Genomic DNA, 24,764 nt, shown 5'->3' with positions numbered 1-24,764 from the left:
TCCTAGAAATCTATGAAATAAACAATCTGACATGAAGCCTTTCATGCCGCATTTGTGAGATTTCAATTCCCGGTGCAGCTGCTCCAAAATCATCCGGATCCATTGATATAATCCGTTCTAGAGTGCTTGTTAAATAAGAGTTAAGCTCCAAAAGAAGCTTTTGTCCGGCCGTCTGGCCAAGTGGAATTCCACGGACCCCATTTTGAACAAGGGTTCCCATTGTCGAGTATAAATAGGTTAATAGCCCTTCTTCACTTTCTATATTTAAATGATGACAGATGATCGAAAAAACAATAGCCGGATGGCCAAACGCTTCACGGTTACGAATCTTTGTTAGATATTCATTCAGCAAAGGGATGGTATATAAGTCAATCCCCATTCTGATCAGTCTTTCTCCGATTCTTCTGTTTGCCTGCCGGGCTTCTTCCGGAAGAGCCTGGACAAACAGCTTTTGGTCCAAAGTCCAAATGCCCTTCACCCGATTTCTACTTAAGGCGTCAAAGGTCATCCGGAAAGCCAGCCCATCCGTATTCGCCAATTGCTTTTCCAAATAAATTCGCAGCCAGGTAAAAAAAGTTTCCTTATCATGGACGGCCCCCTCTTGAATATAGGTTTCCAGCCCAAATGAATGAGAAAACGCCCCTGACGGAAAGTTGGAATCTCCCAATTGCAACAAGGTCAATAAATGGTTATTCATGGTGATGGCCAATATGGCGAAAGGCCTTTTTCACTTTTCGTTCTTCCCTTGCATAAGGAACCCCTAATTGCACCAGCAATTCCTCAACAAGATAGTCATATTGGACAAGCATTTCTTCTCCCTCAAATTGGGCAGGCAGGTGCCGGTTACCCAATTGATGGGCGATTTCCCCCATTTGCTGCACGGATATAGGTCGGAGAACGAGCAAGTCATCACTTTTGACACTGACTACAATCATATTGCGGTCATCCATGTGCAATATGTCCCCATCCGTTAAGTCCCTTGGTTCCCTTAAGCGGATTCCCATCTCCTTTCCATGATCCGTTGTCACGCGCTGGATCCTCTTCACCAATTCATCACTGGATAAATACACTCGTTCGATATGACGACTCGAGAGAGGAATTTCTTCGATATTTCCGACGATTTGTTCGATAATCATTTGACAACCTCCTAAAATAAGAAATAACGCTGTGCCATTGGCAGAACCTCCATTGGATCGCAGGTCACCAGCTTGCCATCCACCAACACTTCATAGGTTTGCGGGTCCACTTCAATCTTAGGCATTTCCCCATTCAGTTTCATGTCTTTTTTAGAAATCTTGCGGATTCCATGGGCTGGTCTAATAAGTTTTTTTAATCCTAATTTTTCATGGACTCCAAGCTCGATAGCCGCTTTTGATAAGAAAGTAATCGACGTGGAGAATTTGGCTTTCCCAAATGATGCAAACATCGAGCGGTAGAGAACGGGCTGTGGAGTAGGGATGGAAGCATTGGGGTCCCCCATTAGGCTGTGCGCAATCATGCCGCCTTTAATGACCATTTCGGGTTTAACTCCGAAAAAGGCCGGATCCCAAATGACCAGGTCGGCCATTTTTCTAACTTCCACTGAACCTACCTCCTCCGCAATGCCATGTGTGATCGCCGGATTAATCGTATATTTGGCTATGTACCGCTTTACCCGGAAGTTGTCGCCCAATCCTGTATCTCCCGGCAGCTTGCCTCTTTGCTTTCTCATCTTATCCGCTGTCTGCCAGGTACGGGTAATGACCTCACCCACCCGGCCCATGGCCTGTGAATCCGAGCTAATCATGCTGAAGACCCCCATGTCATGAAGAATATCCTCGGCCGCAATCGTTTCTTTACGGATTCTCGAATCAGCAAAGGCAATATCCTCAGGCACTTCTGGGTCCAAATGGTGGCAGACCATCAACATATCAAGATGTTCATCCAATGTATTCTTTGTAAAGGGGCGGGTTGGATTGGTAGAGGAAGGCAGAATAAAGGGATAGCTGGCCACTTTAATGATATCAGGGGCATGCCCCCCTCCAGCTCCTTCGGTATGGTAGGTATGAATTACCCGTCCATTTATGGCTGCCAAGGTATCCTCCACAAAACCGCCTTCATTTAATGTGTCGGTATGGATAGCCACTTGAACGTCATATTGGTCCGCCACCCGAAGACAATGGTCAATTGCTGATGCTGTCGTTCCCCAGTCTTCATGAAGCTTCAGCCCAATGACCCCCGCTTTTATTTGTTCGATTAACGGAGCTTCAGCTGATGCATTGCCTTTTCCTAAGAACCCGAGATTCATCGGAAATTCTTCAGCCGCTTCCAGCATCCGATAAATATTCCATTCCCCTGGCGTACAGGTGGTTGCATTCGTTCCGGTTGCGGGACCTGTGCCGCCTCCAATCATAGTGGTGATGCCGGAGGAAAGGGCAGTTTCGATTTGCTGAGGACAAATGAAATGAATATGGGCATCAATGCCACCAGCCGTGACAATCATTCCTTCTCCTGCAATAATTTCGGTTGCCGCGCCAATAACAATATCGACTCCATCCATCAATAACGGATTTCCGCTTTTGCCAATTCCGGAAATCCGTCCGTCACGAATGCCGATATCTGCCTTGTAAATCCCTGTGTAATCCACAATAACAGCATTCGTAATAACGGTATCCATCGCACCATCCTCCCGGGTAATCAGAGGATGCTGCCCCATCCCGTCACGGATCACTTTTCCGCCGCCAAATTTTACTTCATCCCCATAAACGGTTAAATCATTCTCAATTTCAATAAACAAATCGGTGTCTGCCAGCCGGATGGCATCCCCCGTTGTCGGACCAAACATGTCCGCATATTGCTTTCTCGACATCCGAAAGCTCATGATTCGGCCTCCTTTTCTTCGTCCAAAACACCGTCCGTTTTATTATTTAACCCATAGACTTCCCTCTTGCCGGCGAATGGAACCAGTTCTACCTCTTTTGCATCGCCCGGTTCAAAACGGACGGCTGTCCCCGCAGGGATATTTAAATGCCTTCCATAAGCTTCGCTCCTTATAAATTCCAACGCCCCATTCACCTCATAAAAATGAAAATGGGATCCTACTTGAATCGGGCGGTCCCCTCGATTCATTACCATTATTTTTGAAGCGGTCCTTCCCTGGTTACAGACAATCGGGTCCTGCCTCAATCGATACTCACCGGGTATCATCATACTATCCCACCTTACCTATTAATTTCTCAATCTATCTAATGGGTTCATGAACAGTCACCAGCTTTGTTCCATCAGGAAAGGTGGCTTCCACTTGAATCTCGCGAATCATTTCCGGTATCCCTTCCATCACATCCTCAGTGGACAATATTTTTGTCCCCTCGCTAATTAGCTCAGCAACCGATTTTCCGTCTCTTGCCCCTTCCATAATTTCATAGGTTATGAGGGCAACGGCTTCAGGGTAGTTTAATTTTAATCTTCGTTCTTTTCTCCTCCTCGCCAAGTCTGCGGCCACAACAATCAACAATTTTTCTTGTTCGCGTTGAGTCAGTTTCAATTAGCTTTCCTTCCTTCGATTTAACATTTATTTTTGTAACAATTCCAAATTACCAGCATTACAAACCTCAATTTCTAACATCTTATGTCAGTTATTTTAACACCATTTAGATAAAAGTGGAATAAATTTGTTTTTTTAACTTATTTTCATCAATTTAATCTCAATCTATTTTTAACTGCGTTATAAAATATAACATCTTTGATTGATATCAGTTCTACTTTAACGATTTGTTCCATTCTTTTTCTAAAATCACCTTGAAATGCTCATAAAAAAAATGTGGGATACATCTACATGTACCCCTTTTTTCATAAACTCTAGGTTTTTCCACCGCTTATATCCAGTACGTGGGTTGTAATTTTTCCTGTCATTGCCGGGATTTCCCTTCTGGGTTCCAGATCATCTCGGGTCATTGAAAAACATTGCAACCCAAACGGTGGACGGGGTTCTGTAAACACTTTCCCTTCCTGCGAGGCAGGAATTTTATCGAGAAACGTTTCCCATGTTCGGTTATTGGATTCAAAACGGACCTGCACCAATTGCGGAAAACGTTCGAGAATCCTTCGACCAATTCGGTAGATGAGGTTTTGGATTGACGGCAAGGTTTCCTCATGAAAAACGGTATGGCGATATCTCTTATTTGCTCGGCAGCAACATACCCGCTTGGCAGATTTCTACTTGCCCCCTCAATATCTCCTAAAAACAGCCCTGTAATATCTCTAAGTTTTAGGCCTCAATGGATGGTTAAGAGATGAAATCATGGGCACAATGTTACAGTCTCTGCCACCACTGTTTAACCCATATTACCGAAAAGATGATATACCATCCACATTTATGTTATAAAATCTAACATAAAAATATTTGATATATACATTCATAGACAAACTAGGATACTAGCAATGTTTCTTTCAATTATTGGCGTTTTTGGGGAGTAATCTCATGGTACGTCAAGAAGTTTTTTAGCAGATAACCTTACAATAAACAAGGAATTATGAGGAAGATATCGAATAATGTAAATCAAGTTAAATGTGAATATTCAATTGAGCCGATATGCATAACATCTTTATAAAAATTCACGTACACTAATAGAACACTAAGAAGGAAAGATTATATGACCTATATAAATGTTCTAAAATAGTCCTTATGGATATCTCTTTTAATATGATGTGATTTTAATGAATCAAAACAAAAAAGGATGGTGCGTATGGATAGACATTTGGCAAGAAGAATCTCAGTTGCCTCTAAAAAAGAGCTTGCGGATACAGTCATTAAAAATGCCAAAATTATTGATGTTTTCAACGGAGAAATTATCGATGGAGATATTGCGATAGCAGATGGATACTTTGCGGGCATCGGAAGATATGAGGGGAAACAGGTGATTGATGCGAAGGGGGCTTATTTAACGCCAGCCTTCATCGATGGTCATGTCCATATCGAATCATCCATTGTCACACCTTCTGAATTTGCCAAAGTTCTTCTCCAGCATGGTGTAACGACTGTCATCACAGATCCACATGAAATTGCCAACGTTTTGGGCGCCGACGGAATTCAATATATGCTTGATGCCTCTGATAACCTTCCGTTCGATGTTTACTTTATGCTCCCTTCCTGTGTCCCTGCGACTGAGTTCGAACATTCAGGTGCTGTGTTAAAAGCAGAACATTTAAAACCTTTTTTTCAGCACCCAAAAGTTCTAGGACTGGCTGAAGTCATGAATTTTCCTGCAGTTCTTAATGGTGACAAGGATATGCTCGAAAAAATTGCAACTTCCAAAGCCTTTGGGAAAAAAATTGATGGCCATGCTGCAGGTCTATCCCCAAATGACTTAAATGTGTACATGGCTGCCGGCATCAGAACCGATCACGAGTGTACGAATGCAGCAGAAGCAAAGGAACGTCTCAAACGGGGGATGTATCTCATGATTCGTGAAGGGACTGTAGCGAAAGATCTATGCCAATTGATTTCCGTCGTAAATGAGCAAAATGCACGCCGCTGCTTATTCGTCACAGATGATAAACATCTTGATGACTTGCTCCGAGAAGGAAGCATTGATCACAATATTAGGCTGGCCATTGCAGCTGGCCTCTCCCCCATTACTGCTATTCAGATGGCAACAATCAATGCAGCAGAATGTTTTGGGCTTGAGGAAAAAGGGGCGATTGCACCCGGTTATAAAGCTGATTTCGTTATGTTGGAAGATCTTGAAACGATTAAAATTACCGATGTTTATAAGGATGGGAAGGCTGTTGTCAAAAAAGGAGCCCTTGTTCACTTTCCAGAAAGCAGCCAGCCGGATATCCCAAGCTCATTAACCCAAACCGTTCGTTTCCTTGAAATTTCCGAGGATGAATTTCAAATTCCGGTTCAATCCCATAAGGCGAACATCATCGAAATCATTCCAAATAGCCTTGTGACACGACATATCATTGAACAGGTTGAAACAAATGGGTCTGGTTTCTTTCAATGCTCCTTGGATAAAGACCAGCTAAAATTGGCCGTGATTGAACGCCATCACCAGACTGGTTTTATCGGTTTGGGAATTGTCAAAGGTCTAGGGCTGAAATCTGGTGCCATAGCGACTACAATCGCCCATGATTCCCATAATCTTGTGATCGCCGGCACAAACGACCATGATATGGTGATGGCCGCCAAAACCATCAAGGAAATGCAAGGCGGGATGGTGGTTGTCCATCACGGCCAAACTATCGCCGCATTAAAACTTTCCATTGCAGGATTAATGTCGGACCGCCCCTATCAAGAGGTTTACGCAAACCTGAACGAGATCCATCTTGCCCTTAATCAGCTTGGGGCTAGTCACGAGTTCAACCCGTTTTTAACCCTATCCTTTTTAACCCTGCCGGTCATACCAGAATTAAAGCTGACCGACATAGGCTTGTTTCAAGTTTCCAAGTTTCAGCATATCCCGGTAGATGCAGGTTAACGTTTGCTTTTGTCTTAGAGTACAAAAAAAGAACCTCAGTTAAGGTTCTTTTTTTTCTGTCTCTGATGGAATCACTTTCAGGCCGCTGTTTTCTCCGCCCGTTTCCACAATATGCTTTAAAACAGAAAGCCTATTGCTCCAGAATTGGTCATAGAACTGCTTTAGTTCCGAGAGTGGTTCCGGATGGAGCCGGTAGATTTTTTCCCGGCCCTCCTTTCGTCCGCTGACCAATTCCGCCTCAGAAAGGATTTTCAAATGCTTGGCAATGGCCGTCCGGCTAATTGAAAAATGCGATGTAATTTCCGAAATCGGCAATTCTTTTTCAGAGAGTAGCTTTAGCACCTCTCTCCTTGTAGGGTCTGCTATCGCTTGAAACACATCATGCTTTTGTGCTGAGGCAGACACTTAGCCCTCCACAATCCTTTTTAATTTTTCAATAATGCCATTCCAGCCGCCAGACATGTGTTCACGAATGACACCGGATTTTTGACCGGCTTTACCAATGATTTCATCCGCGGGCTTCCAGCCACCATGAATCAAAGTAAACTCTGTTTTCCCGCCCAAATCTTTTAAAATAAACGAGGCAAACCAGCCCTCTGTATCCCATTTGAATGAAAGACGGTTTGGTGGATCAAATTCGGTTACTTTACAAGGAGATGGACCGAACGGGGATTGCAAGTGAAACTCATGACCTACTTCTGGTTTGAAGTCGTTTGGCATGAACCATTCTCCAATCGCTTCAGCAGTAGACACATGTTCCCAAACCTTTTCAATTGGTGCTTCGATGACAATTGATTTTTTAATATCCTCTAGTGTATTTACCATTACAACTCGCCTGCTTTCTATATAAAATATACAACCAAATGGTTTCACATTTTTGATTATATAAAACCATTTGGTTTCATGTCAATAAAAATTTCTCTATTACTTTCTCCAAAAATAAATATAAAAAATCCCTTCCTAAAATCAGAAGGGATTACGATGTCTGTCGAATCATCTTTTTTTGAAAAACCAAATGCTCTAACAAGAAACATAAAATAAGGCCGACGAGCAGTCCGTTGGAAACAATATTCCGCAGCCACGGAACGATATTTTCAAAGGCTTCGGGCGGTAGAAACATGATGCCGATGCCTGTCATTAAGGAAATCCCAATCACCATCAGGTTCCGTCCTGTCGGCTCCTGCCCCATTAAATCGCGGATGCCAAACCCAAGCAACTGAGTAAACATGGTAAAGAGAGAAGCATAGGCAACTTCTAATGGCAGTTTCGCTAAAAAACTGCCGATATATGGAAAGAATCCTGACACCGTGATTAACACCGCCCCTATAATAAGAGGGAGCAATTTTTTAATGCCAGTGGTCATGATGAATCCAGCGGAAATTGCCAACGGGATTACGCCCACAACAGCAAAGAGTCCGGAGAAGATTAAACCTACTCCATTTCCAAAAATTCCTTTTTGATATTGATTAGGCTTCACTCTTTTTTCTAAAGCCACTCCCACTACCAAAACGCTAGAGATTACGTTGGAGATAAGGACGACAGAAGTAAGGAGAGTAGTCAGTGCAATCCCAATATCAAATTTCGGGGTTCCCCAAGCAAAAAACTCAGGAATGCTGAACCATCTGGTGGGCTCATAAGCTTGTTTTGTATCACCTAGACCGAAGAAATGAAACATTGCCCAGCCAACAATAATCCCAGCTAACGGCCCTAAACTTCTTAAAATGCCAGTTGTTTTTAATGATATGAATAAAATAATGACAACAACTAGGAAACAAATAAGGGCAATTTTCCCGTTTAAATGGCCGGTAGCGGTGAAACCAAGCATGCTTTTTAAAAACGAACCGCTCAATTGGCTGACTAGCAGAATTAAGTACACACCCGTCACAATAGGTGTAAATAGGAGACGTATATTTTCAATAATCGGCAAAAACCCGATGATAGCCAACAATATTCCGGCGATGATCAGCCCCATCTCTAATTGTTGGAGCACATTTCCTTGGTTAGCTGGGACACTCATCGTACCTAGCAGGATAAAGATGGCCCACCACATTCCTGCTGCCCCTTCCACGAGGGGAAGACAATGGCCGAAAAAAAGCTGTATTAAGGTAGCCATTCCGGTCACAAAAAGCATGCGCTGCATGAAATCAGCGATTTCAGCAGGTGCCATATGAAAGGCTGCTCCGACCACGACCGGCACTGCAATGACATTCGTCAACATAAAAACAGCCCACTGAATCCCCTGTATCCCAACAATCAGACCGTTATCTTTGTTCGTTTGATTTTCCATGATGAAATTCCTTCTTTCTACACAGCAACTGAATCCTGCTTTTCCTCGCCTTTTTGGTAGGATTTTGCGATAAAATGCCCATTTAAAGACGCTAATATTTGTTGGAAAAGCATTCCTACCACAACTGGTACCGCAACCGCCGGAGGGAAATAGGTAACTCCGATGACAGCACCGGCACTGATATTTCTCATTCCGCTGGAAAAAGTCATGGTGATGACCATCTCCCGTTTGCCAAAAATCACCCTCCCAATGAAAAAGGAAAATAGGTAGCCAAACATGGCAATCACAAAGGCAATAACCATGATGGAGATTAATTTAAGGTCAATATTTTTTAAATAAGGGGCAACAACTGCTCCGTTTAGCATAACAACAAAACCCATGCAGATTTTTGAAAATGGCGCGAGCGGCACCCCTAATTGTTGTTTTATTTTTCCCTTTGTCCACTGGTTTAACAGCATGCCGATGATGGATGGGATCACGACCATTCCAAATAATCCTTTCATGATATCGACATAATCCATTTCAACTTTTTGCCCCATAAAGGCAGATAGTGAATACGGAACGATAATCGGAGATAACAAGGTATCGATTAAGATAATGGATAAGACAAGCGGGATATTCCCTCTATAAATGGAGACCCAGACAAAACTTGTAATGGCCGTTGGGATTACCATAGCTAACGTAAGCCCCGTAATTGTGTAGGTATCATGAGGAAAAGCTAAATGACCCACTCCCCACGCAAACATCGGCATCAAAATATGAAGTATTAACATTGCCACAAGAATCGGAAAGGGATGGAGGATCGCATCCTTTAATGATTTGAAATTGGAGCTTAAACTCCCGGCAAAGGTCATAAAGGCGAAAATCCACGGGATTAAAAAGGAAAAATCCTTTATATAAGCACTTAAGATCACCCCGGTTATAACACTAACCGGGGTGATAAATGGCATTATTTTTTCTAGTTTTTTATTTAATTTTTGCAGCATAATGGGTCTCTTCCTTTTTTAATCTTCAAGTGACTTTAAGAAGTCTTTCCAGGCTGTTACGCCGCCTTCCAGTAGCGTGACCTGATAATTTTTTCGGTCAAGGAGATTCGCACATTTTGCTGCTGAATTTCCAGTGGTGCAGGTAACAATGACTTCTCTATCTTTTGGCAGCGTAAGCTGTTTGTCCATGTTTTCTTCAAGTTCAAATATTTCCGGCTTTGGAATGTTGCGGCTTTCTACGCGGGAGTCTTCTATATGAAACTCGTTGTATTTCTCGTTCGCCCTGACATCCAAAACCATTACATTTTCTTGTCCTTGTAATCTTGCATGCAGCTCTTTGGCTGTAATTTTTTTCACTGTCACTCTAAACACCTCCATTCAAAAGAATAACACAATTTTATTATTTGGGCAGGTAATATCTTTCGCCAGTCGAAAAAAAGCTGAACAAAAATGACCTCCACTGTTGTATAATATTGGCATTATATTTTATGGAATAAGGGAAGAAGTGGGGATATGGCAAAAGCGCAAAAATTCCAGATGTATATTCTGCTTGTTATGGTGATGGCGGCTTGGGGTTTTAATGTTGTCGGCATCAAAGTGATTGTCTCTCATTTTCCTATCATTACGATAACGTCATTACGGATTTTCGCCGCTTCACTATCTGTCTTTACTATCTTAGCTTTTTTAAAGAAGGTCAGGATACCAACTAATAAGGAACTCCGTTATATCGTTGTTGCTGGACTTTTTAACGTGGTCTGTCACCATGTCTTTTTGTCGATTGGTTTAACGAAAACCACGGCTTCAAACGGTGGACTTATCCTAGGGCTGGGACCGCTCTTGTCGGCCATTCTGGCGTTTATTTTTTTAAAGAGCAGAGTAACATTAGTAAAAGTTTTGGGAATCATCTTAGGCTTTACCGGGGTTGCCTTTATTGTTATGGCAGGACAGGGGGGTTTGTCCTTAAGCATCATTTCCCTTGGGGATCTGTACATCTTTTTATCGATTCTTACACAGGCATATAGTTTTGTCCTGATAAAGAAAGTTTCCGATACGTTGGACCCCCGCTTATTAACTGGATACATGTTGCTTTTCGGCTCGATTGTTTTATTTTTCATAAGTTTATTTATGGAACCAGGCGGTTTAAAGGAATTATCTAACGGTTCCTTTGGTATTTGGATGATTTTTCTCGCTTCCGCCGTATTCGCCACTGCAATTGGTCATATGATTTACAATTATGCGGTAAGCAAAGTTGGTGTAACGGAAGCAGCCATCTTCATCAACTTTGAGCCCTTCTTTTCCTTAGTGGGCGCTGTGACATTTCTCGGAGAAAATATTTCCGTGGCGCAAATCCTAGGATTCCTCCTTATATTATTTGGGGTGTTATTTGGTTCTGGAGCGCTCGAGGAATTCCTTCATCAGTCGCGGCGGAAAAAGAAAACGGTATATAGCGGAAAAGCAAAGCATTTATAGTTTCTAAAAAATCGCGGGCGCTTGAATCGCTATTTTTCAAGCGCCTTCTGACTGGAATTAGTCAAAGCCTTTCCTTTCTCCCTGCGGCCTAATTTCTTTAAGGCCTGAAATCGGCAAAACTGTTCTTCCCCCTAAATAAATCCTTGCCTCGCTGACAATCGCAAACAGGGCGGTTCCGATAGCAAGATGAAGGACTGCCCATGTGATGGCAATCGAATTTTCAATAACGGCTGCACCAACAACCAATTGCAGTAAGACAGTTAAGGTCCCCAATAATAAGCGTTTCTGAAGACTCCTCCCCCATTTTTCCGAAAAAGACACGTATGTCAAAAATAGGGTGTAGACTGCCGAAATACCGGCAAGACCGCGGTGGAGAGTTTGCAGCAACTCAGGTGTGCTTGATGGAAAAAATGATTGCCGGCATCCCAGCCATCCGCAAGCCACACCAAACGATTCATGTTTAATATAAGCTCCAAAACCAAGCGTACTTACCAGTAGTATGAGTAATATGTTTAGGTGAAGATAAGCTGACCTATCGATTCTGGATAGGATATAAACCTGACCGGTCTGCTCTTGAAAACCTTGGTATCTCCATATCCAAATTAAGCTGGCAAGAAAAACAAAAGCGATGATGAGATGGATGGTAATGATAATGGATGGCAAATCGCGGACTACTACAATAGCGCCAAGCAGGATTTGAACAATTAGAAGCCCTAACATTAAGAATGCAGCCAACCGGACTACTTGCTCTCCTTTTTCTCTTATAAGCTTTACAAATAGCCCCAAGGATAAAATTCCAAGCAAAGCACCAATTACTCGATGACCAAACTCGATTAAGGTTGCGCCCTTTAAAACAGGAACTACTTCTCCATTACATAACGGCCATTCCGGCCCACATCCCATTCCGGAATTAGAGGAAGCCACATAGCCGCCAAACACAATTAAGAAATACGTGAGAAGCATACAAATAAATGCTAACCGTTTGATTGTCACCTTTCGCCCTCCAATTTAGTGAAAATTTAGAATCCATTTACAATTTAACAAAAACGGACAATCATTTCGGTGATATGCATCACGATTCTGTACTAGGAACCAAATTTTCACCTTAAACATACCGTATACTGCTATGCTGTTTTGCTATAAAAGGAGTGTTAGGATGTATTACAACCCTTTTCATTATCCTGTAAATCCGCCAATGACGTATTATCCTGCCTACACCACACACTTTCCTCCTCCAAGGGCGTACCCGCCAGTGGATACGAAAATTTTTGAACAATCCATCAAGACTTTCCGAATTTTAATGACGCAGGGGAGCAAGCTGCTTGATCGGCTTAGTGATGTCGGATTTGCCCGCAAAATTATGAACGCCGCCCAGCAAGGGAAGCATGTCGAGGTTGACAGCCTCATTAAATCGATTGGCCTCACCATTCCTGTCGCCACAAGGTTTACGCCATCGGGTGTAGCTTTCATCCTCACTACAACGGCGACTCAGGCTCAGCCGGCAGACTGCTGCACATTATCTATTAACATGAAATGGGGGCAATAAATCAACGTAATTGCCATTTTCATATAAATTCCCTCCGAGCGGCAGCCGGCAGCATTTTCCTAAGGAAAACTCGTCGGTTGGCGAGCCCCTAAGGGCGGTTGATGAGGTGCAGTTGCACTTATACTTTCATATTAGCCAAATAAAAAGTGGTACCCATTAAAAACGGATACCACTTTTATTGCGTTCAAGATACATCTCAATCTCATCTGCCGGTAATGGTTTAGTGAATAAAAAGCCTTTGCCGACAGCACAGCCATTTTGCCGCAGGAACTCCAATTGGTGCTCGGTTTCAAAACCTTCTGCGATGTCAATATAATTTAGGTTTAACCCATATCAATAATTGTTTTTACCAGCATTTCTTGGCTTTTTAAGCAAGTTACATCCTGGACAAAGGATTTATCGATTTTGATTTTATGAATGGGAAGACGGTTTAAATAGTTCAACGAGACAAAAGGTGCAAGCATACGTTCTGAATTTTGCACCGTTCAAGGAACTGTCAAAACATTTCGAACAAACTTTGAACTTGTTACTATACCCATGTTTTTTACAAATAAATCCTATATATTGAAATTAGAAAGAGAAACAAATAAATAAATGTTTGAAAGGGGAATGCAAAATGTTTAACAAATTTTTAAGAGAAAATAAAATTTCCGCAGCCATCCTACTGGTTATCCGTTTATACCTTGGTTATTCTTGGTTCACAGCGGGTTTTCATAAATTAACAGGCGGCTTTGATGCAGCTGGATTCCTAAAAGGAGCAACAGCAAATCCGGTCAAAGGGCCAGATGGTACCGTTGTTTACGGCTGGTATGTAGAGTTCTTAAAAGGTGTGGCCCTGCCAAATGTCGATCTTTTCAACTTTATCGTCCCTTGGGGTGAAACATTAATCGGCCTTGGCTTACTTCTCGGATGCTTAACAACAGCGGCCATGTTCTTTGGTCTCGTAATGAACTTCTCTTTCTTCTTAGCAGGCACTGTATCTCATAACCCTACTGACATCTTCCTTGGCTTCATCATTCTAGCTGCAGGATATAACGCAGGACGATTTGGTTTAGATTATTGGGTAGTACCTTTCTTCAGAAAAATGACCAAGAAACATGCAAAGACTGAAAATCCTAATGTCGCTGCTTAACGAACTCTAGCAAAAAGACGATTCGGATGACCGAATCGTCTTTTTTTATTTCAAACGATATACTCTTGTTTCGTATGGTTTTAAAATGGGCTCAGACGTCTTGGAGACTGGATAATTATGAAGCAGTAATGAGCTATTTTCTAACCTTATACCTTTTACTTTAGCCTTCCCGTCTGAAAGATTCGCAATGACTAGCACCTTTACTTCGCCAATTGTTCTCGTATAGGCAAAAATCTGCGGGTGTTTCGGCAAAAGAAGATCATACGAACCATACGTAAACACTTCATTCGCCTTTTTCAAACGAATCATTCTTTTATAGAAATTCAGGACAGATTCAGGGTCTTGTTCCTGCGCTTTAACATTGATTTGGAGATAATTTGGATTGACCTTTAGCCATGGAGTTCCGGCGCTAAACCCAGCATTCACCTCATTTGACCACTGCATCGGCGTCCGGGAATTGTCGCGCCCGCTCGCCCAAATAATCTCCATAATGTCCTCATGCGGCACACCATCCGCCCGTTTCAAGCGGTACATATTCTTCGCTGAGACATCATCATAATCCTCAATGGAATCAAAGCGGACGTTGGTCATGCCGATTTCTTGCCCTTGATAAATAAATGGCGTCCCCTGCATTAGAAAATAAATCGCTGCAAAGGCAGTTGCACTTTCCCGCCAGTATTTATGATCATTTCCCCAGGTTGAGACAACACGGGCATTGTCGTGGTTTTCAATGAAAAGGGCATTCCAGCCGTTCCCTTCCAGCCCTTTCTGCCAACGCGACAGGACATTCTTAAATTCTACTATATTCAGTTCTTTTTTTACCTCAGCATCCCAAAGGGCAAGGTGCTCGAATTGAAAAATCATATTAAATTTGCCCTTCGCAGCCCCGACCCAAAGCTCAACGTCCTCTGCATCATCAGCGGTGACACCATTTGCTTCACCAACCGTCATGATATCATACTTGGAAAATGTCTCATCCTTTAATTCCTGAAGAAAATCGTGTATCCCGGTCACATTCATCATTTTTTCAAAGCATGGAATAAAGGGAAGCCCCTTTGGATTCGGCATGTCAGGGAGGCCTGCTTCCTTTTTAATATGGCTGATGGCATCGACGCGGAAGCCGTCAATCCCTTTATCAAGCCACCAATTCACGGTTTGATAGAGGGCTTTGCGGACCTCTTCGTTTTCCCAATTCAGGTCAGGCTGTTTTTTTGAGAAAAGATGCAAGTAATATTGGGCAGTTCGTTCATCATATTCCCAAGCAGAACCGGAAAAAATGCTTTCCCAGTTATTCGGTTCCTTTCCTTCCTTACCGTCGCGCCAAATATACCAGTCACGCTTCGGATTGTCCTTAGAGGAGCGGGATTCAACAAACCACAGGTGTTCATCGCTCGTGTGGTTGATAACTAAATCTAGGATTAGCTTCATCCCGCGGCGGTGGGTTTCTTGTAAAAGCAAATCAAAATCGGCCATCGTTCCAAACTCTTTCATGATCTCCTGATAATTGCTGATATCGTAGCCGTTATCATCATTTGGCGATTCGAACATTGGGCAGACCCAGATGACGTCGATTCCTAAATCCTTTAGGTAATCAAGCTTCGCGATGATCCCCTGAATATCGCCAATCCCATCTCCGTTTGAGTCCATAAAGCTGCGCGGGTATATTTGATAGGCCACCGCTTCTTTCCACCATAATCTATCCATATCTGCCAATAACACCTCCATCATAACAGAACAGCCCAAAACCAAACGGGCTTCCAAAATCAAATAATAAGCAGCCGAAATTTGCTGCTGTATTGGCTGGTTGTCTCTGATGTTACTGGTATATAGGTATGAAATGGCACATTAATACTTTCCAATTTAAGAAAAAAAGCAACCTGAGGCTGCCTTTACCTTATTAATCATATTGGTCAGTAGATTTTGATTCAGGGGTTTTGCCATTCATTGATTCTTCGATTTTTTCCTTCTTTTCTATTTGGTCATTATCCAATTTGGTATCCCAAATACTATAAGTGATTGAATTGGGAGTGTTTTTCTTTGCCATTTTCAAGCACCTCCAATTTATATCTTTTCTTTTAAAAATAAAACTATGCAGGATGATTTTGGCGTAAAAAAGATCCTCTGTGCTGATGAGGATCTTCACGATTTATTCACGGTCCGGACTATTCACCATAATACCGGCCACTTGTGTTAACCTGTCATAAAATGCCTGTCCTGCCGGACTCTGGTCAAGGCCGATTTCTTGGAATGCTTCCTTCATGCAGCGCAGCCAGCATTTCGCCCGCTTTGGTGTCACTTCAAATGGGAGATGGCGGTGCTGCATTGCCGGCGGGCCAAATTCCTGGCTATAGAGTGCCGGACCTCCAGTAAATTGCGGAAGGAACATTTTCTGCTTCCGTTTAATTTCCTCCATGTCCCCTTCAAATAATGGCGCTAAATCGGGATCGGCATATACTCTCGGATAGAAAGCCTCCACAAGTTTATCAATGGTCTCCTGGCCGCCGATTTCCGAATAAAGTGTTTTTAATTGGTATTCCATACTTCTTCACCATCCTCTACAAAACTTTCCTTTTTTTATCATTATACTGATTTACCTGATTACGTTTTGTGATTTATATCACACTTTCTAAGGATTACACAATTTCCCATAGTGATTAATTCTGGGTGAAACCATTTTTTTTGCTTTATGTTATCCTAATATACTATAGGGTAAGCTGGCTTGGGAAAGCTTCGGCATTATGAGGTGAGACAATTGAAAAAAGCTTGGTTATTTGTAGCTTTAACTTGTTTATTTGAATTAATGTGGGTGTACGGATTTAATGCAGCTGAAACTTGGTGGCAATGGGCAATCGTGATCGCGATTATTTTTATTGACTTTCACTTTCTTCCGGAGGCCTGCAAAGGGCTGCCAACCGGGACGGTTTATGCCGTTTTTTCAGGAGTTGGCACGATTGGGACCTTCTTGATGGATGTTTTCCTTTTTGGGGAAGGGTTCAATAGCGGCAAGCTTTTGTTTATTGCCATTATTATCTTAGGGGTCATCGGCTTAAATCTGGCAGACAACAAACACAGCAAAAAAGAAACGGCAAAGGAGGCTGCCTAAGATGGGCTGGTTATTTGTACTTTTGGCAAGTGTCAGTGAGATTATCGGGGCAGCTGGGCTGAAATTATACAGCCAACGGAAAAATTTGAGAAATGGCGCACTCTATATAGGCGGTTTCAGTGCCTCTTTTGGCTTTTTATATATCTCTTTTCAATATTTGCAGGTCAGCATCGCTTATGCCGTTTGGATTGGGATCGGCACAGCCGGGGCCGTGTTAATAAATATGTTTTTATTCGATGAATCAAAAAACATAGGGAGGTTTGTCAGTGTCGGCTTGATTATCGTCGGGGTGATTGGGCTAAGATCACTAGCTTAATGTTACACATAGAAAAATCGGTACCTAATAAGCTACCGATTTTTTTATTATTATAATTGCTCTCCATTGGTGGCAATGACATTTTTATACCAATGGAATGACTTTTTCGGTTTACGCTCTAATGTACCGCTGCCGTCATCATGCTTGTCGACGTAGATAAATCCATAACGCTTGGACATTTCACCAGTAGACATACTGACTAAATCGATACAACCCCAGCTTGTATACCCCATTAGTTCTACACCATCTGCAATCGCTTCACCTAAGGCTTTTACATGTTCGCGGAGGTAATCAATCCGGTGATCATCATTGATAGTACCGTCTTCCTCTGCTTGGTCATATGCCCCCAACCCATTTTCCACAACAAAAAGCGGCACCTGGTATCTTCCATACAGCCTGTTTAAGCTGATGCGCAAACCAACTGGGTCAATCTCCCAGCCCCAATCGCTTGCTTTCAGGAATGGGTTCTTCACTCCTCCAACAATATTTACATTTGCCTTTTCCTCTTCTGCCTTTACTTTTTTATCGGTACGGGACATGTAATAGCTTAAGCCGATATAATCTACTGTTCCTTCCTTGATTAATTCTAAGTCTCCATCTAGAATTTCAAGTTGTATTTTTTGCTCCTTAAAAAAGCGCTTAATGAACGACGGGTATTCTCCGCGCACCTGAACATCTGCACAAAAATAGTTAAACAGTTCCTCTTCTTTTAAAGCGAATAGGACATTTTCAGGATTACAGTCGTAAGAATAAACAGGTGCAAACAGGATCATACAGCCAATTTTTCCATCTGGAATAATTTGTTTACAGGCTTTTATCGCGCTTGCACTGGCTACAAACTGATGATGGAAAGCCTGAAAAGTCTCTTGATAACGGCCATCTTCTTTGTCGGGAGAGAAACCCATACTCATAATTGGCATCTTCAAGGCCCCATTAATTTCATTAAAGGTCATCCAATATTTCACTTTTTCCTTATAACGGTTAAAAAGTGCCTTTGCATATCTTTCAAAGAAAGTAACCACCTGGCGGCTTCTCCAGCCGCCGTATTCTTTCACCAAATGCAGCGGCATTTCATAATGAGAGATGGTCACTACAGGTTCAATTCCGTACTTATGTAATTCATCAAAGACCCGGTCATAAAAAGCCAGACCTGCTTCATTCGGCTCTAACTCATCACCTTCGGGAAAAATTCTCGTCCACGCAATCGACATCCGAAATACCTTGAAGCCCATTTCAGCAAACAAAGCGATATCTTCCTTGTAACGATGATAAAAATCAATCGCTTCATGATTTGGGTAGGTATATTTCTCATTGTTAATTTCAAAGTCAAATCCAGGCGACATCAATATTTTTAATCGCTCTTTACCGCCCGGAAGAACATCTGAGATATTTAAGCCCTTATTGCCTTCACGAAATCCACCTTCTATTTGATTGGCGGCGGTTGCCCCGCCCCATAGAAATCCTTCTGGGAATCTTTGCTGATTATGTTCCATTCAAAAATCATCCTCATCTTTAAATATCAATGATGTACTTTTTTAATATTGTTTTTTTGGCGTGAAAGATGTCCGAAAGAGGAAAATATAAGTAAATGGCTGACAAAAAGTTTCCTCGTCAGCCCTAATAGCTTATTCCAATTTCTCTCGGAGTATTTCTTTAATCTACTTTTCTTTCAAATATGGCTTCATAATATGCTGCAGACCCGTATGCGGCGATTCCCGGCGCAAAAATCTGGACAAGTCTCCAGCCGTTTTTGGCATTTTGTTGAATGATTTCATGGTAATCTTCCTTTGGTTTTCCGCTTAATTTGCTTAATTCAATTTTTTCAAATTTATATTCGTACATGGTTCTCCTCCAAATCAACTATTTTTTATATTCTTATTATCCCAAAAACTGTAATTGACTGCCAATTTTTTATGTATTAATATAATAGTTTGTTAGTATATTACTTTAAGTGGTTCGAGAGCCTCCCACTTTAAAAAACTAAGGAGAAATGAATATGGAAAAAACAACTAATATGCTGAATGCCCAGTATGCGGCGGGCACATCGAGCAGCAAGGTACGGGAAATTGTTGTAAACGGGATTGTCGCGGCTTTGTACATCGCGGTTTCGGCGTTAATTCAGCCATTTGGGTTTACCCAGGTGCAATTCCGCGTTTCAGAGATGTTCAATCATCTCATCGTTTTCAACAAAAAGTATCTATACGGGATTATTTTAGGAGTATTTTTAACGAATTTATTTTTCTCGCCAATGAAGGCTTATGACCTCATTTTCGGTGTCGGCCAGTCGTTGATTGCTTTGGTTATTACGATTTTGTGTGCGCGGTTTATAAAAGGATTCTGGGCGCAAATGATTGTCAATACATTGGTGTTCACCTTTACGATGTTCCTGATTGCCATTGAACTGCATTTGGCATTCGATCTGCCATTCCTGTTTACATGGTTAACTACTGCAGTTGGGGAATTCGTTGTAATGGCTGTCGGCATGCCAGTCATGTATTTCATTAACAAACGCGTTCATTTTGATAAAATCTTTAAATAAAAGATTTCAAGAGCTGTTGCTTTTGGGGGACACCCTAGGCGGCAGCTCTTTTTTATGGTATTTAATTGAAAAAAATTCTAAAATGAAGGTAGTTGATTTTTCAGAACTTTTGAAAGGGGTTTTTCGAATGTTGCAGCGTCCCAATAACAATGAGTTTCCTGATTATTATGTACCGTATGTTCAGTTAGTTCCAGAAGGAGATTTATTGCAGATTCTTAAGGAAAATCTTGAAAACGTGATTTCACTTTTCGAAAGGATTTCAGAAGAAGATGCGCAATTCCGCTATGAACCTGGAAAATGGAGGATCAAGGAAGTGCTTGGCCATATGGCAGATACCGAGAGGATCATGAGCTACCGCCTGCTTCGAGTCGGCCGCGGCGACAAGACTCCATTGGCAGGATTTGACGAGAATGATTATGTGGCCGGGGCACAAATGGGCGAACTGTCGCTGCAATCTATTCTTGCGGATTTTATTGCGGTCAGAAAGGCTACCATCACCTTGATTGAGAACATGCCGGAGAACTCTTGGGAAAATGTCGGCGATGCCAATGGCATGGAGGTCACCACCCGTGCCATCGCCTACATTATCGCCGGCCATGCAATCCATCACCGCAGCATCGTGACAGACCGCTACTTAACTAAATTGAAATAAGAGCTAGGTGCCAAGCACCACTCGTGGACAGTGTCCTCCTCAGGTGGACACTGTTTTTTATATTCGATAGTTCGAGATAAACTCGAGAAATTCTTTTTGTTTGGAGTGATTGTATTTCATGATTGCGTAAGTGTTTGCTTCGGGCAAGTGGATGGTATGGCAGTCTGCTTCTAAGAGCCTGCCTTCGAGCAGTTCTCTCCTGACTGTTGATGTTGGAAGGAATGAGACACCCAGCCCTTCAACTATGAATCTTTTTGTAATGTGTACCTGTGATACTTTCATCATTCTTACTTTTGGATATCTAGTTTTTACTGCATGGCAAAGATCATCCCAGTAACCAGGGTGATTATGGGTTAACAAATAGTTTGATGTTAAAACCTCTTCTTCGTCTAACGGAGGTGCAGTTTCGGAATCTCTCCCATCGTGAGGCGCAACCAGCATAACCCTGTCCTTATATAAAAGTTCACTAATCAATTCAGTATGAAGGCTGTTTAAACAGGACAGCCCGATATCAACTTCTTCCCTTAATACCGCGTCTTCGATACCGACGGATTCAATGATTTTAACTGAAATCTCTACTTCTGGATGCTTGTTTGTATAGCTTTTTAAAACATATGGCAGGATGGTATCTGCAATTAAAGGTGATATGGCAATGGAAAATTTCGTTGTGTAGCCTTGACTAAAAGAGTGAATGTCCTCGAGTCCACCCTGATAAACCTCTAACAGTTTTTTGGCATGAACCAAATATCTCCTCCCCGCTTCCGTCAGTTTTACTTTTTTCCCATCCCGATCAAATAATTGAATCCCAAGTTCTTGTTCCAATTGTTTTATATGAACCGTTACAGATGGCTGTGAAATATAAAGGATTTCTGCCGTTCTACGGAAATTCCCACAATCAGCTGCCGTAATAAACGTGTTAAGCCATTGGAATTCCATATTCTCCTCCTTATTAAAGATATTAATCATTTTATTTAAAATTATTTAATTTTATTAATTGAAATTATTATATACACTATTAGTAAATAAAGGAAGGAGAGATTTTTATGATCCAGAAGGGTTTAAAAGGAATTGTCGCCGCCGAAACATTAATCAGTCATATTGATGGTGAAAAGGGAGAGCTTATTTATCGGGGATATGAAATCGGAAAGCTTACTAATCGTTACTCTTTTGAAGAAGTGGCGTACCTGCTCTGGCATGGCTGTTTACCTGATGATGTTCAGGTACGGGATTTGAAAAATGAGTTAAAGAGCCACCGTGAGCTTCCTGAAAATATAAAAAAAATAATTGACTTGCTCCCTCCGGCTATGGACCTAATGAGTGTGATGAGAACAGCCATATCGGCAGAAGCAGGGAATTTCAATTATAGCTGGAAGCCGACTATATCACAGGCTATTCGTATCACTGCCCTCGCCCCGACAATCATTGCTTACCGGAAAAGACAATTGGAGGGAAAAGAGTTTGTTCCTCCGTTGAATGAATTGGATCATGTGGCTAATTACCTTTATATGCTTAATGGTGCAATACCATTAGATGCCCATGTGGAGGTACTCGAAACGTATATGATTTTGACCCTAGAACACGGCATGAATGCTTCCACTTTTTCAGCAAGGGTTACGGCTTCGACTGAATCGGATATTGTATCAGCCGTTTCATCAGCTATTGGAACGATGAAAGGACCACTTCATGGCGGCGCTCCTTCAGGAGTAATTGAACTTTTGGATGAGATTGTGGCTGCCGGGGATGCTGAAATGGTGATGCGAGATAAATTATCGAAGGGAGAAAGGTTGATGGGGTTTGGGCATCGGGTGTACAAAACCCACGACCCGCGCGCCATTGCCTTAAAGGCCAAATTACGGGAACTGGTTGGTCAAGATGCATGGCTTGACCTCGCTATGGAAGCAGAAAAAATCGCAATAAGAGTGTTGGAGGAGTTAAAACCCGGCCGTTCACTTTATACAAATGTAGAATTCTATGCCGCAGCCATCATGAAAGCCATTAACATGGAGGCAGACCTGTTCACACCAACCTTCACCGCTAGCAGAATCGTCGGCTGGACAGCCCACATCCTCGAACAGTCAGAAAACAACACCATCTACCGGCCGCAATCCAAATACATTGGAGCACTCAAATAAACCAAAACACACTAATATTGCGATATTCCCTATCCTTACAGGCGGTAATACTTTTTAAAAACAAATTGACGAACGCCTGTTCTGTGTCTTATAATCAAATTATTGGTTAATAATAGAAATTGTGTTGTTTTTCAGTGGCTATTGGCCAATGGAAGCCTCATTACTAAAATATTAACTAATAAATTTTGATGGATTCAAGGAGTGAATGTTCATGTCAGTAAAATTAATTCCTTATTTCGTAATGAACGGTAACGCTAAGGAAGCGATCCAGTTTTATCAACAGGCACTGGATGCACAGGTTTTATTCTCTCAAAGTTTTGGTGAAATGCCTGAAAACCCGGAATACCCTCTGCCTGCTGAAGCTAAGGACTTGGTAAGTCATGCGACTATTAAAATTGGTGAGTCAGAAGTTATGTTTTCCGACACCTTCCCTGGACAGGACCATCAAAGCGGAAATCAAGTGACCATTTGTATTTCAACCAATGATGCAGACCAATCAAGGAAAATCTTTGAAGGGCTTTCCCAAGGCGGTCAAGTTGGAATGCCGCTGCAAGAAACTTTCTTTAGCCCTGCCTATGGTCAAGTAACAGACAAATTCGGCATAACCTTCCAGATTTTTACTGAAGGAAAACCTCATCAATAACATTCTATCCTATTACAAAAAGGCTCTGTTCAGCAATGGAACAGAGCCTTTATTCATTTCTTTGATTTTTCAAATCTTCGGTTAAGCCCCAATCAACATTCCTATCCCATTCGTTCCTTATTCCCATCATAATTTGCTTCATTTTTCTAACACTAACTAGTGATTAATACGATGGAGGTTTAGAAAATGAGCAGCAAGCAGAGTCAAAAAAAGCAAACGTTTCCGCCGCAGCATCAAAACCATCAACCAGGAACTGAGAGTGAAATGAACCCAAAGCCGATTTCCGTTGATTCCAACTATAAGCCGGCCGGAAAATTATCCGGAAAAACCGCTATTATTACTGGCGGTGACAGTGGAATTGGAAAATCAGTTGCGATTTATTTTGCCAAGGAGGGTGCAGATGTAGCAATTGTGTACCTAGAAGAGCATCAGGATGCTGAGGAAACCAAAGGAATCATAGAAGCTGAAGGACGAAGATGCCTTCTTTTTTCCGGCGATATTGGCAATGAGGACTATTGCAAAGAGGTTGTGAAGAAAACAATTGATGAGTTCGGCAAATTGGATATTTTGGTCAACAACGCGGCGGAGCAGCACCCGCAGCCAAGTATTTTAAATATCACTTCAGCGCAGCTGGAAAAAACATTCAGGACCAATATTTTCTCCTATTTTTATATGACGAAAATGGCACTCCCTTTTTTGAAGAAAGGAGCATCAATCATAAATACGGCTTCCATAACAGCCTACCATGGGAATGAACAATTGCTTGATTACTCGGCCACAAAAGGAGCCATTGTCGCCTTTACTCGTTCGTTGGCCCTTTCATTGGTGAAGCAGGAAATCCGGGTAAACGGTGTTGCCCCGGGCCCAATCTGGACTCCGCTCATTCCATCGACCTTTACAGCAGATCAGGTCGCAACCTTCGGATCAGATACACCAATGCAACGTGCCGGACAGCCTCATGAACTGGCGCCAAGCTATGTGTTCCTGGCCTCGGAGGATTCGTCCTACATGAGCGGGCAGATGATTCATGTGAATGGCGGAACGATTATTAATGGGTAGAAAAAATGCATCGGGATTACCGATGCGTTTTTTTGAAGCTCAGGCGTCTATTGGCCCTAATTGCTACTGTTTTGTTTTCCATGACTTTATATAGTTTTGTTTTGGCGACCGTTTCACTTAATTTTTTTATAGTTCTGGCGCCAATACTTCTTATTGGCGACCGTACTCTTGATTTTTTTATAGTTTGGGCGCCAATACTCCTTATTGGCGACTGTTACTCTTGATTTTTTTATAGTTCGGGCACCAATACTCCTTATTGGCGACCGGTACTCTTGATTTTTTTAATGTTTGGGCGCCAATACTCCTTATTGGCGACCGGTACTCTTGATTTTTTTAATGTTTGGGCGCCAATACTCCTTATTGGCGACCGGTACTCTTGACTTTTTTATAGTTTGGGCGCCAATACTCCTTATTGGCGACCGGTACTCTTGATTTTTT

Annotated in this window: 30 protein-coding genes and 1 riboswitch; of the genes, 11 read left to right on the top strand and 19 right to left on the bottom strand. The window is 42.1% G+C overall.

The features are described from left to right. Positions 1-10: 10 nt before the first annotated feature. From ACZ5AE_RS05045 to ACZ5AE_RS05020, 6 genes are all read right to left on the bottom strand, one after another. Positions 11-697 (bottom strand): urease accessory protein UreF, encoded by a 687-nt coding sequence (locus ACZ5AE_RS05045; protein ID WP_464570056.1) that lies wholly within the window; start codon positions 695-697, stop codon positions 11-13. Then, entirely contained in the window at positions 690-1,136 is a 447-nt protein-coding gene (ureE, locus tag ACZ5AE_RS05040; protein ID WP_464570054.1) for an urease accessory protein UreE, read from the bottom strand. Before ureE ends, ACZ5AE_RS05045 begins: the two co-directional genes overlap by 8 nt. An 11-nt stretch (positions 1,137-1,147) precedes the next feature. Beyond that, positions 1,148-2,860 carry an urease subunit alpha gene (gene ureC, locus ACZ5AE_RS05035; RefSeq protein WP_464570053.1) on the bottom strand — a complete coding sequence of 571 codons (1,713 nt, stop codon included), beginning with the start codon at positions 2,858-2,860 and terminating at the stop codon, positions 1,148-1,150. Further along, the gene (locus ACZ5AE_RS05030; protein WP_464573546.1) at positions 2,857-3,186 is read right to left on the bottom strand and encodes an urease subunit beta; all 330 of its coding nucleotides are present in this window, start codon (positions 3,184-3,186) and stop codon (positions 2,857-2,859) included. The genes ureC and ACZ5AE_RS05030 overlap by 4 nt, the downstream gene beginning before the upstream one ends. 34 nt (positions 3,187-3,220) lie before the next feature. After that, a complete protein-coding gene (locus ACZ5AE_RS05025; protein ID WP_464570052.1) occupies positions 3,221-3,523 on the bottom strand; it encodes an urease subunit gamma in 303 nt (100 codons plus the stop codon). A gap of 314 nt (positions 3,524-3,837) precedes the next feature. After that, positions 3,838-4,122, bottom strand: coding sequence for a hypothetical protein (locus tag ACZ5AE_RS05020; RefSeq protein WP_464570050.1), 285 nt, complete (start codon positions 4,120-4,122; stop codon positions 3,838-3,840). Positions 4,123-4,724: 602 nt separating this feature from the next. Between ACZ5AE_RS05020 and ade the strand changes: the two genes are divergently transcribed. Beyond that, positions 4,725-6,461, top strand: a complete 1,737-nt coding sequence (ade, locus tag ACZ5AE_RS05015; protein ID WP_464570048.1) for an adenine deaminase — start codon at positions 4,725-4,727, stop codon at positions 6,459-6,461. A gap of 39 nt (positions 6,462-6,500) precedes the next feature. Here the strand turns inward: ade and ACZ5AE_RS05010 are convergent, their stop codons facing one another. From ACZ5AE_RS05010 to ACZ5AE_RS04990, 5 genes are all read right to left on the bottom strand, one after another. After that, the gene (locus ACZ5AE_RS05010; protein ID WP_464570046.1) at positions 6,501-6,866 is read right to left on the bottom strand and encodes an ArsR/SmtB family transcription factor; all 366 of its coding nucleotides are present in this window, start codon (positions 6,864-6,866) and stop codon (positions 6,501-6,503) included. After that, positions 6,867-7,286: an SRPBCC family protein gene (locus ACZ5AE_RS05005; RefSeq protein ID WP_249366688.1), complete on the bottom strand. Its 420-nt coding sequence runs from the start codon at positions 7,284-7,286 to the stop codon at positions 6,867-6,869. It lies immediately after the preceding gene. A 151-nt stretch (positions 7,287-7,437) separates the two neighbouring features. Further along, positions 7,438-8,748 (bottom strand): purine/pyrimidine permease, encoded by a 1,311-nt coding sequence (locus ACZ5AE_RS05000; RefSeq protein WP_464570044.1) that lies wholly within the window; start codon positions 8,746-8,748, stop codon positions 7,438-7,440. Between the two features lie 17 nt (positions 8,749-8,765). Then, on the bottom strand, positions 8,766-9,734 hold the full coding sequence (locus ACZ5AE_RS04995) for a bile acid:sodium symporter family protein (protein WP_464570042.1): 969 nt from the start codon (positions 9,732-9,734) through the stop codon (positions 8,766-8,768). An 18-nt stretch (positions 9,735-9,752) separates the two neighbouring features. After that, positions 9,753-10,097, bottom strand: coding sequence for a rhodanese-like domain-containing protein (locus tag ACZ5AE_RS04990; RefSeq protein WP_464570040.1), 345 nt, complete (start codon positions 10,095-10,097; stop codon positions 9,753-9,755). Positions 10,098-10,247: 150 nt separating this feature from the next. Between ACZ5AE_RS04990 and ACZ5AE_RS04985 the strand changes: the two genes are divergently transcribed. Then, entirely contained in the window at positions 10,248-11,204 is a 957-nt protein-coding gene (locus ACZ5AE_RS04985; protein ID WP_464570038.1) for a DMT family transporter, read from the top strand. A gap of 57 nt (positions 11,205-11,261) precedes the next feature. On the opposite strand, the gene ACZ5AE_RS04980 is transcribed toward ACZ5AE_RS04985, so the two are convergent. Further along, positions 11,262-12,197 carry a COX15/CtaA family protein gene (locus ACZ5AE_RS04980; protein ID WP_464570036.1) on the bottom strand — a complete coding sequence of 312 codons (936 nt, stop codon included), beginning with the start codon at positions 12,195-12,197 and terminating at the stop codon, positions 11,262-11,264. 163 nt (positions 12,198-12,360) lie between these two features. Between ACZ5AE_RS04980 and ACZ5AE_RS04975 the strand changes: the two genes are divergently transcribed. Further along, on the top strand, positions 12,361-12,750 hold the full coding sequence (locus tag ACZ5AE_RS04975; RefSeq protein WP_464570034.1) for a hypothetical protein: 390 nt from the start codon (positions 12,361-12,363) through the stop codon (positions 12,748-12,750). A 323-nt stretch (positions 12,751-13,073) separates the two neighbouring features. On the opposite strand, the gene ACZ5AE_RS04970 is transcribed toward ACZ5AE_RS04975, so the two are convergent. Further along, positions 13,074-13,232, bottom strand: a complete 159-nt coding sequence (locus ACZ5AE_RS04970) for a hypothetical protein (RefSeq protein ID WP_464570032.1) — start codon at positions 13,230-13,232, stop codon at positions 13,074-13,076. Between the two features lie 134 nt (positions 13,233-13,366). Between ACZ5AE_RS04970 and ACZ5AE_RS04965 the strand changes: the two genes are divergently transcribed. Continuing rightward, positions 13,367-13,882, top strand: coding sequence for a DoxX family membrane protein (locus ACZ5AE_RS04965; RefSeq protein WP_464570030.1), 516 nt, complete (start codon positions 13,367-13,369; stop codon positions 13,880-13,882). A gap of 45 nt (positions 13,883-13,927) precedes the next feature. On the opposite strand, the gene ACZ5AE_RS04960 is transcribed toward ACZ5AE_RS04965, so the two are convergent. The 3 genes from ACZ5AE_RS04960 to ACZ5AE_RS04950 form a co-directional block, all read right to left on the bottom strand. Next, the gene (locus ACZ5AE_RS04960; protein ID WP_464570028.1) at positions 13,928-15,586 is read right to left on the bottom strand and encodes a glycoside hydrolase family 13 protein; all 1,659 of its coding nucleotides are present in this window, start codon (positions 15,584-15,586) and stop codon (positions 13,928-13,930) included. A 193-nt stretch (positions 15,587-15,779) separates the two neighbouring features. Then, positions 15,780-15,926 carry a hypothetical protein gene (locus tag ACZ5AE_RS04955; RefSeq protein WP_464570026.1) on the bottom strand — a complete coding sequence of 49 codons (147 nt, stop codon included), beginning with the start codon at positions 15,924-15,926 and terminating at the stop codon, positions 15,780-15,782. A 102-nt stretch (positions 15,927-16,028) separates the two neighbouring features. Then, positions 16,029-16,421 carry a globin domain-containing protein gene (locus ACZ5AE_RS04950; RefSeq protein WP_464570024.1) on the bottom strand — a complete coding sequence of 131 codons (393 nt, stop codon included), beginning with the start codon at positions 16,419-16,421 and terminating at the stop codon, positions 16,029-16,031. A 213-nt stretch (positions 16,422-16,634) separates the two neighbouring features. Here ACZ5AE_RS04950 and ACZ5AE_RS04945 point away from each other — a divergent pair, with 213 nt between their 5' ends. Further along, positions 16,635-16,985 carry a DMT family transporter gene (locus ACZ5AE_RS04945; RefSeq protein ID WP_464570022.1) on the top strand — a complete coding sequence of 117 codons (351 nt, stop codon included), beginning with the start codon at positions 16,635-16,637 and terminating at the stop codon, positions 16,983-16,985. A 1-nt stretch (position 16,986) separates the two neighbouring features. Further along, positions 16,987-17,301, top strand: coding sequence for a DMT family transporter (locus ACZ5AE_RS04940; protein ID WP_464570020.1), 315 nt, complete (start codon positions 16,987-16,989; stop codon positions 17,299-17,301). 50 nt (positions 17,302-17,351) lie between these two features. On the opposite strand, the gene ACZ5AE_RS04935 is transcribed toward ACZ5AE_RS04940, so the two are convergent. Both ACZ5AE_RS04935 and ACZ5AE_RS04930 read right to left on the bottom strand, forming a co-directional pair. Further along, positions 17,352-18,794: a glycoside hydrolase family 1 protein gene (locus tag ACZ5AE_RS04935; protein ID WP_464570018.1), complete on the bottom strand. Its 1,443-nt coding sequence runs from the start codon at positions 18,792-18,794 to the stop codon at positions 17,352-17,354. 160 nt (positions 18,795-18,954) lie between these two features. Continuing rightward, complete coding sequence (locus ACZ5AE_RS04930) at positions 18,955-19,143, bottom strand: DUF4177 domain-containing protein (RefSeq protein WP_464570016.1); 189 nt, start codon at positions 19,141-19,143, stop codon at positions 18,955-18,957. A gap of 103 nt (positions 19,144-19,246) precedes the next feature. Continuing rightward, positions 19,247-19,291: riboswitch (PreQ1 riboswitch) on the top strand. Between the two features lie 24 nt (positions 19,292-19,315). Here ACZ5AE_RS04930 and ACZ5AE_RS04925 point away from each other — a divergent pair. After that, positions 19,316-19,840, top strand: coding sequence for a QueT transporter family protein (locus ACZ5AE_RS04925; protein WP_464573545.1), 525 nt, complete (start codon positions 19,316-19,318; stop codon positions 19,838-19,840). Between the two features lie 127 nt (positions 19,841-19,967). Further along, the gene (locus ACZ5AE_RS04920) at positions 19,968-20,492 is read left to right on the top strand and encodes a DinB family protein (protein WP_464570014.1); all 525 of its coding nucleotides are present in this window, start codon (positions 19,968-19,970) and stop codon (positions 20,490-20,492) included. Positions 20,493-20,549: 57 nt separating this feature from the next. Here the strand turns inward: ACZ5AE_RS04920 and ACZ5AE_RS04915 are convergent, their stop codons facing one another. Then, a complete protein-coding gene (locus ACZ5AE_RS04915) occupies positions 20,550-21,428 on the bottom strand; it encodes a LysR family transcriptional regulator (RefSeq protein WP_464570012.1) in 879 nt (292 codons plus the stop codon). 107 nt (positions 21,429-21,535) lie between these two features. On the opposite strand from ACZ5AE_RS04915, the gene ACZ5AE_RS04910 reads away from it, so the two are divergent. From ACZ5AE_RS04910 to ACZ5AE_RS04900, 3 genes are all read left to right on the top strand, one after another. Next, positions 21,536-22,624 (top strand): citrate synthase/methylcitrate synthase, encoded by a 1,089-nt coding sequence (locus ACZ5AE_RS04910; RefSeq protein ID WP_464570010.1) that lies wholly within the window; start codon positions 21,536-21,538, stop codon positions 22,622-22,624. 211 nt (positions 22,625-22,835) lie between these two features. After that, positions 22,836-23,267 carry a VOC family protein gene (locus ACZ5AE_RS04905; RefSeq protein WP_464570008.1) on the top strand — a complete coding sequence of 144 codons (432 nt, stop codon included), beginning with the start codon at positions 22,836-22,838 and terminating at the stop codon, positions 23,265-23,267. A gap of 186 nt (positions 23,268-23,453) precedes the next feature. Beyond that, positions 23,454-24,326 (top strand): SDR family oxidoreductase, encoded by an 873-nt coding sequence (locus tag ACZ5AE_RS04900; protein ID WP_464570006.1) that lies wholly within the window; start codon positions 23,454-23,456, stop codon positions 24,324-24,326. The last annotated feature ends 438 nt before the right edge of the window (positions 24,327-24,764 follow it).

Source organism: Neobacillus sp. S1227, from assembly GCF_055385255.1.
The sequence above is the reverse complement of the archived record's forward strand: the minus strand, read 5'-3'. Positions and strand labels throughout refer to the sequence as shown.

Excerpts from the sequence above, each read along its gene's own strand:
- ACZ5AE_RS04950 (WP_464570024.1), bottom strand. The coding sequence starts at position 16,421 with ATGGAATACCAATTAAAAACACTTTATTCGGAAATCGGCGGCCAGGAG.
- ACZ5AE_RS04960 (WP_464570028.1), bottom strand. The coding sequence starts at position 15,586 with ATGGATAGATTATGGTGGAAAGAAGCGGTGGCCTATCAAATATACCCG.
- ureE (WP_464570054.1), bottom strand. The coding sequence starts at position 1,136 with ATGATTATCGAACAAATCGTCGGAAATATCGAAGAAATTCCTCTCTCG.
- ACZ5AE_RS04975 (WP_464570034.1), top strand. The coding sequence starts at position 12,361 with ATGTATTACAACCCTTTTCATTATCCTGTAAATCCGCCAATGACGTAT.
- ACZ5AE_RS04955 (WP_464570026.1), bottom strand. The coding sequence starts at position 15,926 with ATGGCAAAGAAAAACACTCCCAATTCAATCACTTATAGTATTTGGGAT.
- ACZ5AE_RS05045 (WP_464570056.1), bottom strand. The coding sequence starts at position 697 with ATGAATAACCATTTATTGACCTTGTTGCAATTGGGAGATTCCAACTTT.
- ACZ5AE_RS04910 (WP_464570010.1), top strand. The coding sequence starts at position 21,536 with ATGATCCAGAAGGGTTTAAAAGGAATTGTCGCCGCCGAAACATTAATC.
- ACZ5AE_RS05030 (WP_464573546.1), bottom strand. The coding sequence starts at position 3,186 with ATGATACCCGGTGAGTATCGATTGAGGCAGGACCCGATTGTCTGTAAC.
- ACZ5AE_RS04995 (WP_464570042.1), bottom strand. The coding sequence starts at position 9,734 with ATGCTGCAAAAATTAAATAAAAAACTAGAAAAAATAATGCCATTTATC.
- ACZ5AE_RS04935 (WP_464570018.1), bottom strand. The coding sequence starts at position 18,794 with ATGGAACATAATCAGCAAAGATTCCCAGAAGGATTTCTATGGGGCGGG.
- ACZ5AE_RS04930 (WP_464570016.1), bottom strand. The coding sequence starts at position 19,143 with ATGTACGAATATAAATTTGAAAAAATTGAATTAAGCAAATTAAGCGGA.
- ACZ5AE_RS04905 (WP_464570008.1), top strand. The coding sequence starts at position 22,836 with ATGTCAGTAAAATTAATTCCTTATTTCGTAATGAACGGTAACGCTAAG.
- ureC (WP_464570053.1), bottom strand. The coding sequence starts at position 2,860 with ATGAGCTTTCGGATGTCGAGAAAGCAATATGCGGACATGTTTGGTCCG.
- ACZ5AE_RS04940 (WP_464570020.1), top strand. The coding sequence starts at position 16,987 with ATGGGCTGGTTATTTGTACTTTTGGCAAGTGTCAGTGAGATTATCGGG.
- ACZ5AE_RS05005 (WP_249366688.1), bottom strand. The coding sequence starts at position 7,286 with ATGGTAAATACACTAGAGGATATTAAAAAATCAATTGTCATCGAAGCA.
- ACZ5AE_RS05000 (WP_464570044.1), bottom strand. The coding sequence starts at position 8,748 with ATGGAAAATCAAACGAACAAAGATAACGGTCTGATTGTTGGGATACAG.
- ACZ5AE_RS04915 (WP_464570012.1), bottom strand. The coding sequence starts at position 21,428 with ATGGAATTCCAATGGCTTAACACGTTTATTACGGCAGCTGATTGTGGG.
- ACZ5AE_RS04925 (WP_464573545.1), top strand. The coding sequence starts at position 19,316 with ATGCTGAATGCCCAGTATGCGGCGGGCACATCGAGCAGCAAGGTACGG.
- ACZ5AE_RS04900 (WP_464570006.1), top strand. The coding sequence starts at position 23,454 with ATGAGCAGCAAGCAGAGTCAAAAAAAGCAAACGTTTCCGCCGCAGCAT.
- ade (WP_464570048.1), top strand. The coding sequence starts at position 4,725 with ATGGATAGACATTTGGCAAGAAGAATCTCAGTTGCCTCTAAAAAAGAG.
- ACZ5AE_RS04920 (WP_464570014.1), top strand. The coding sequence starts at position 19,968 with ATGTTGCAGCGTCCCAATAACAATGAGTTTCCTGATTATTATGTACCG.
- ACZ5AE_RS04965 (WP_464570030.1), top strand. The coding sequence starts at position 13,367 with ATGTTTAACAAATTTTTAAGAGAAAATAAAATTTCCGCAGCCATCCTA.
- ACZ5AE_RS04985 (WP_464570038.1), top strand. The coding sequence starts at position 10,248 with ATGGCAAAAGCGCAAAAATTCCAGATGTATATTCTGCTTGTTATGGTG.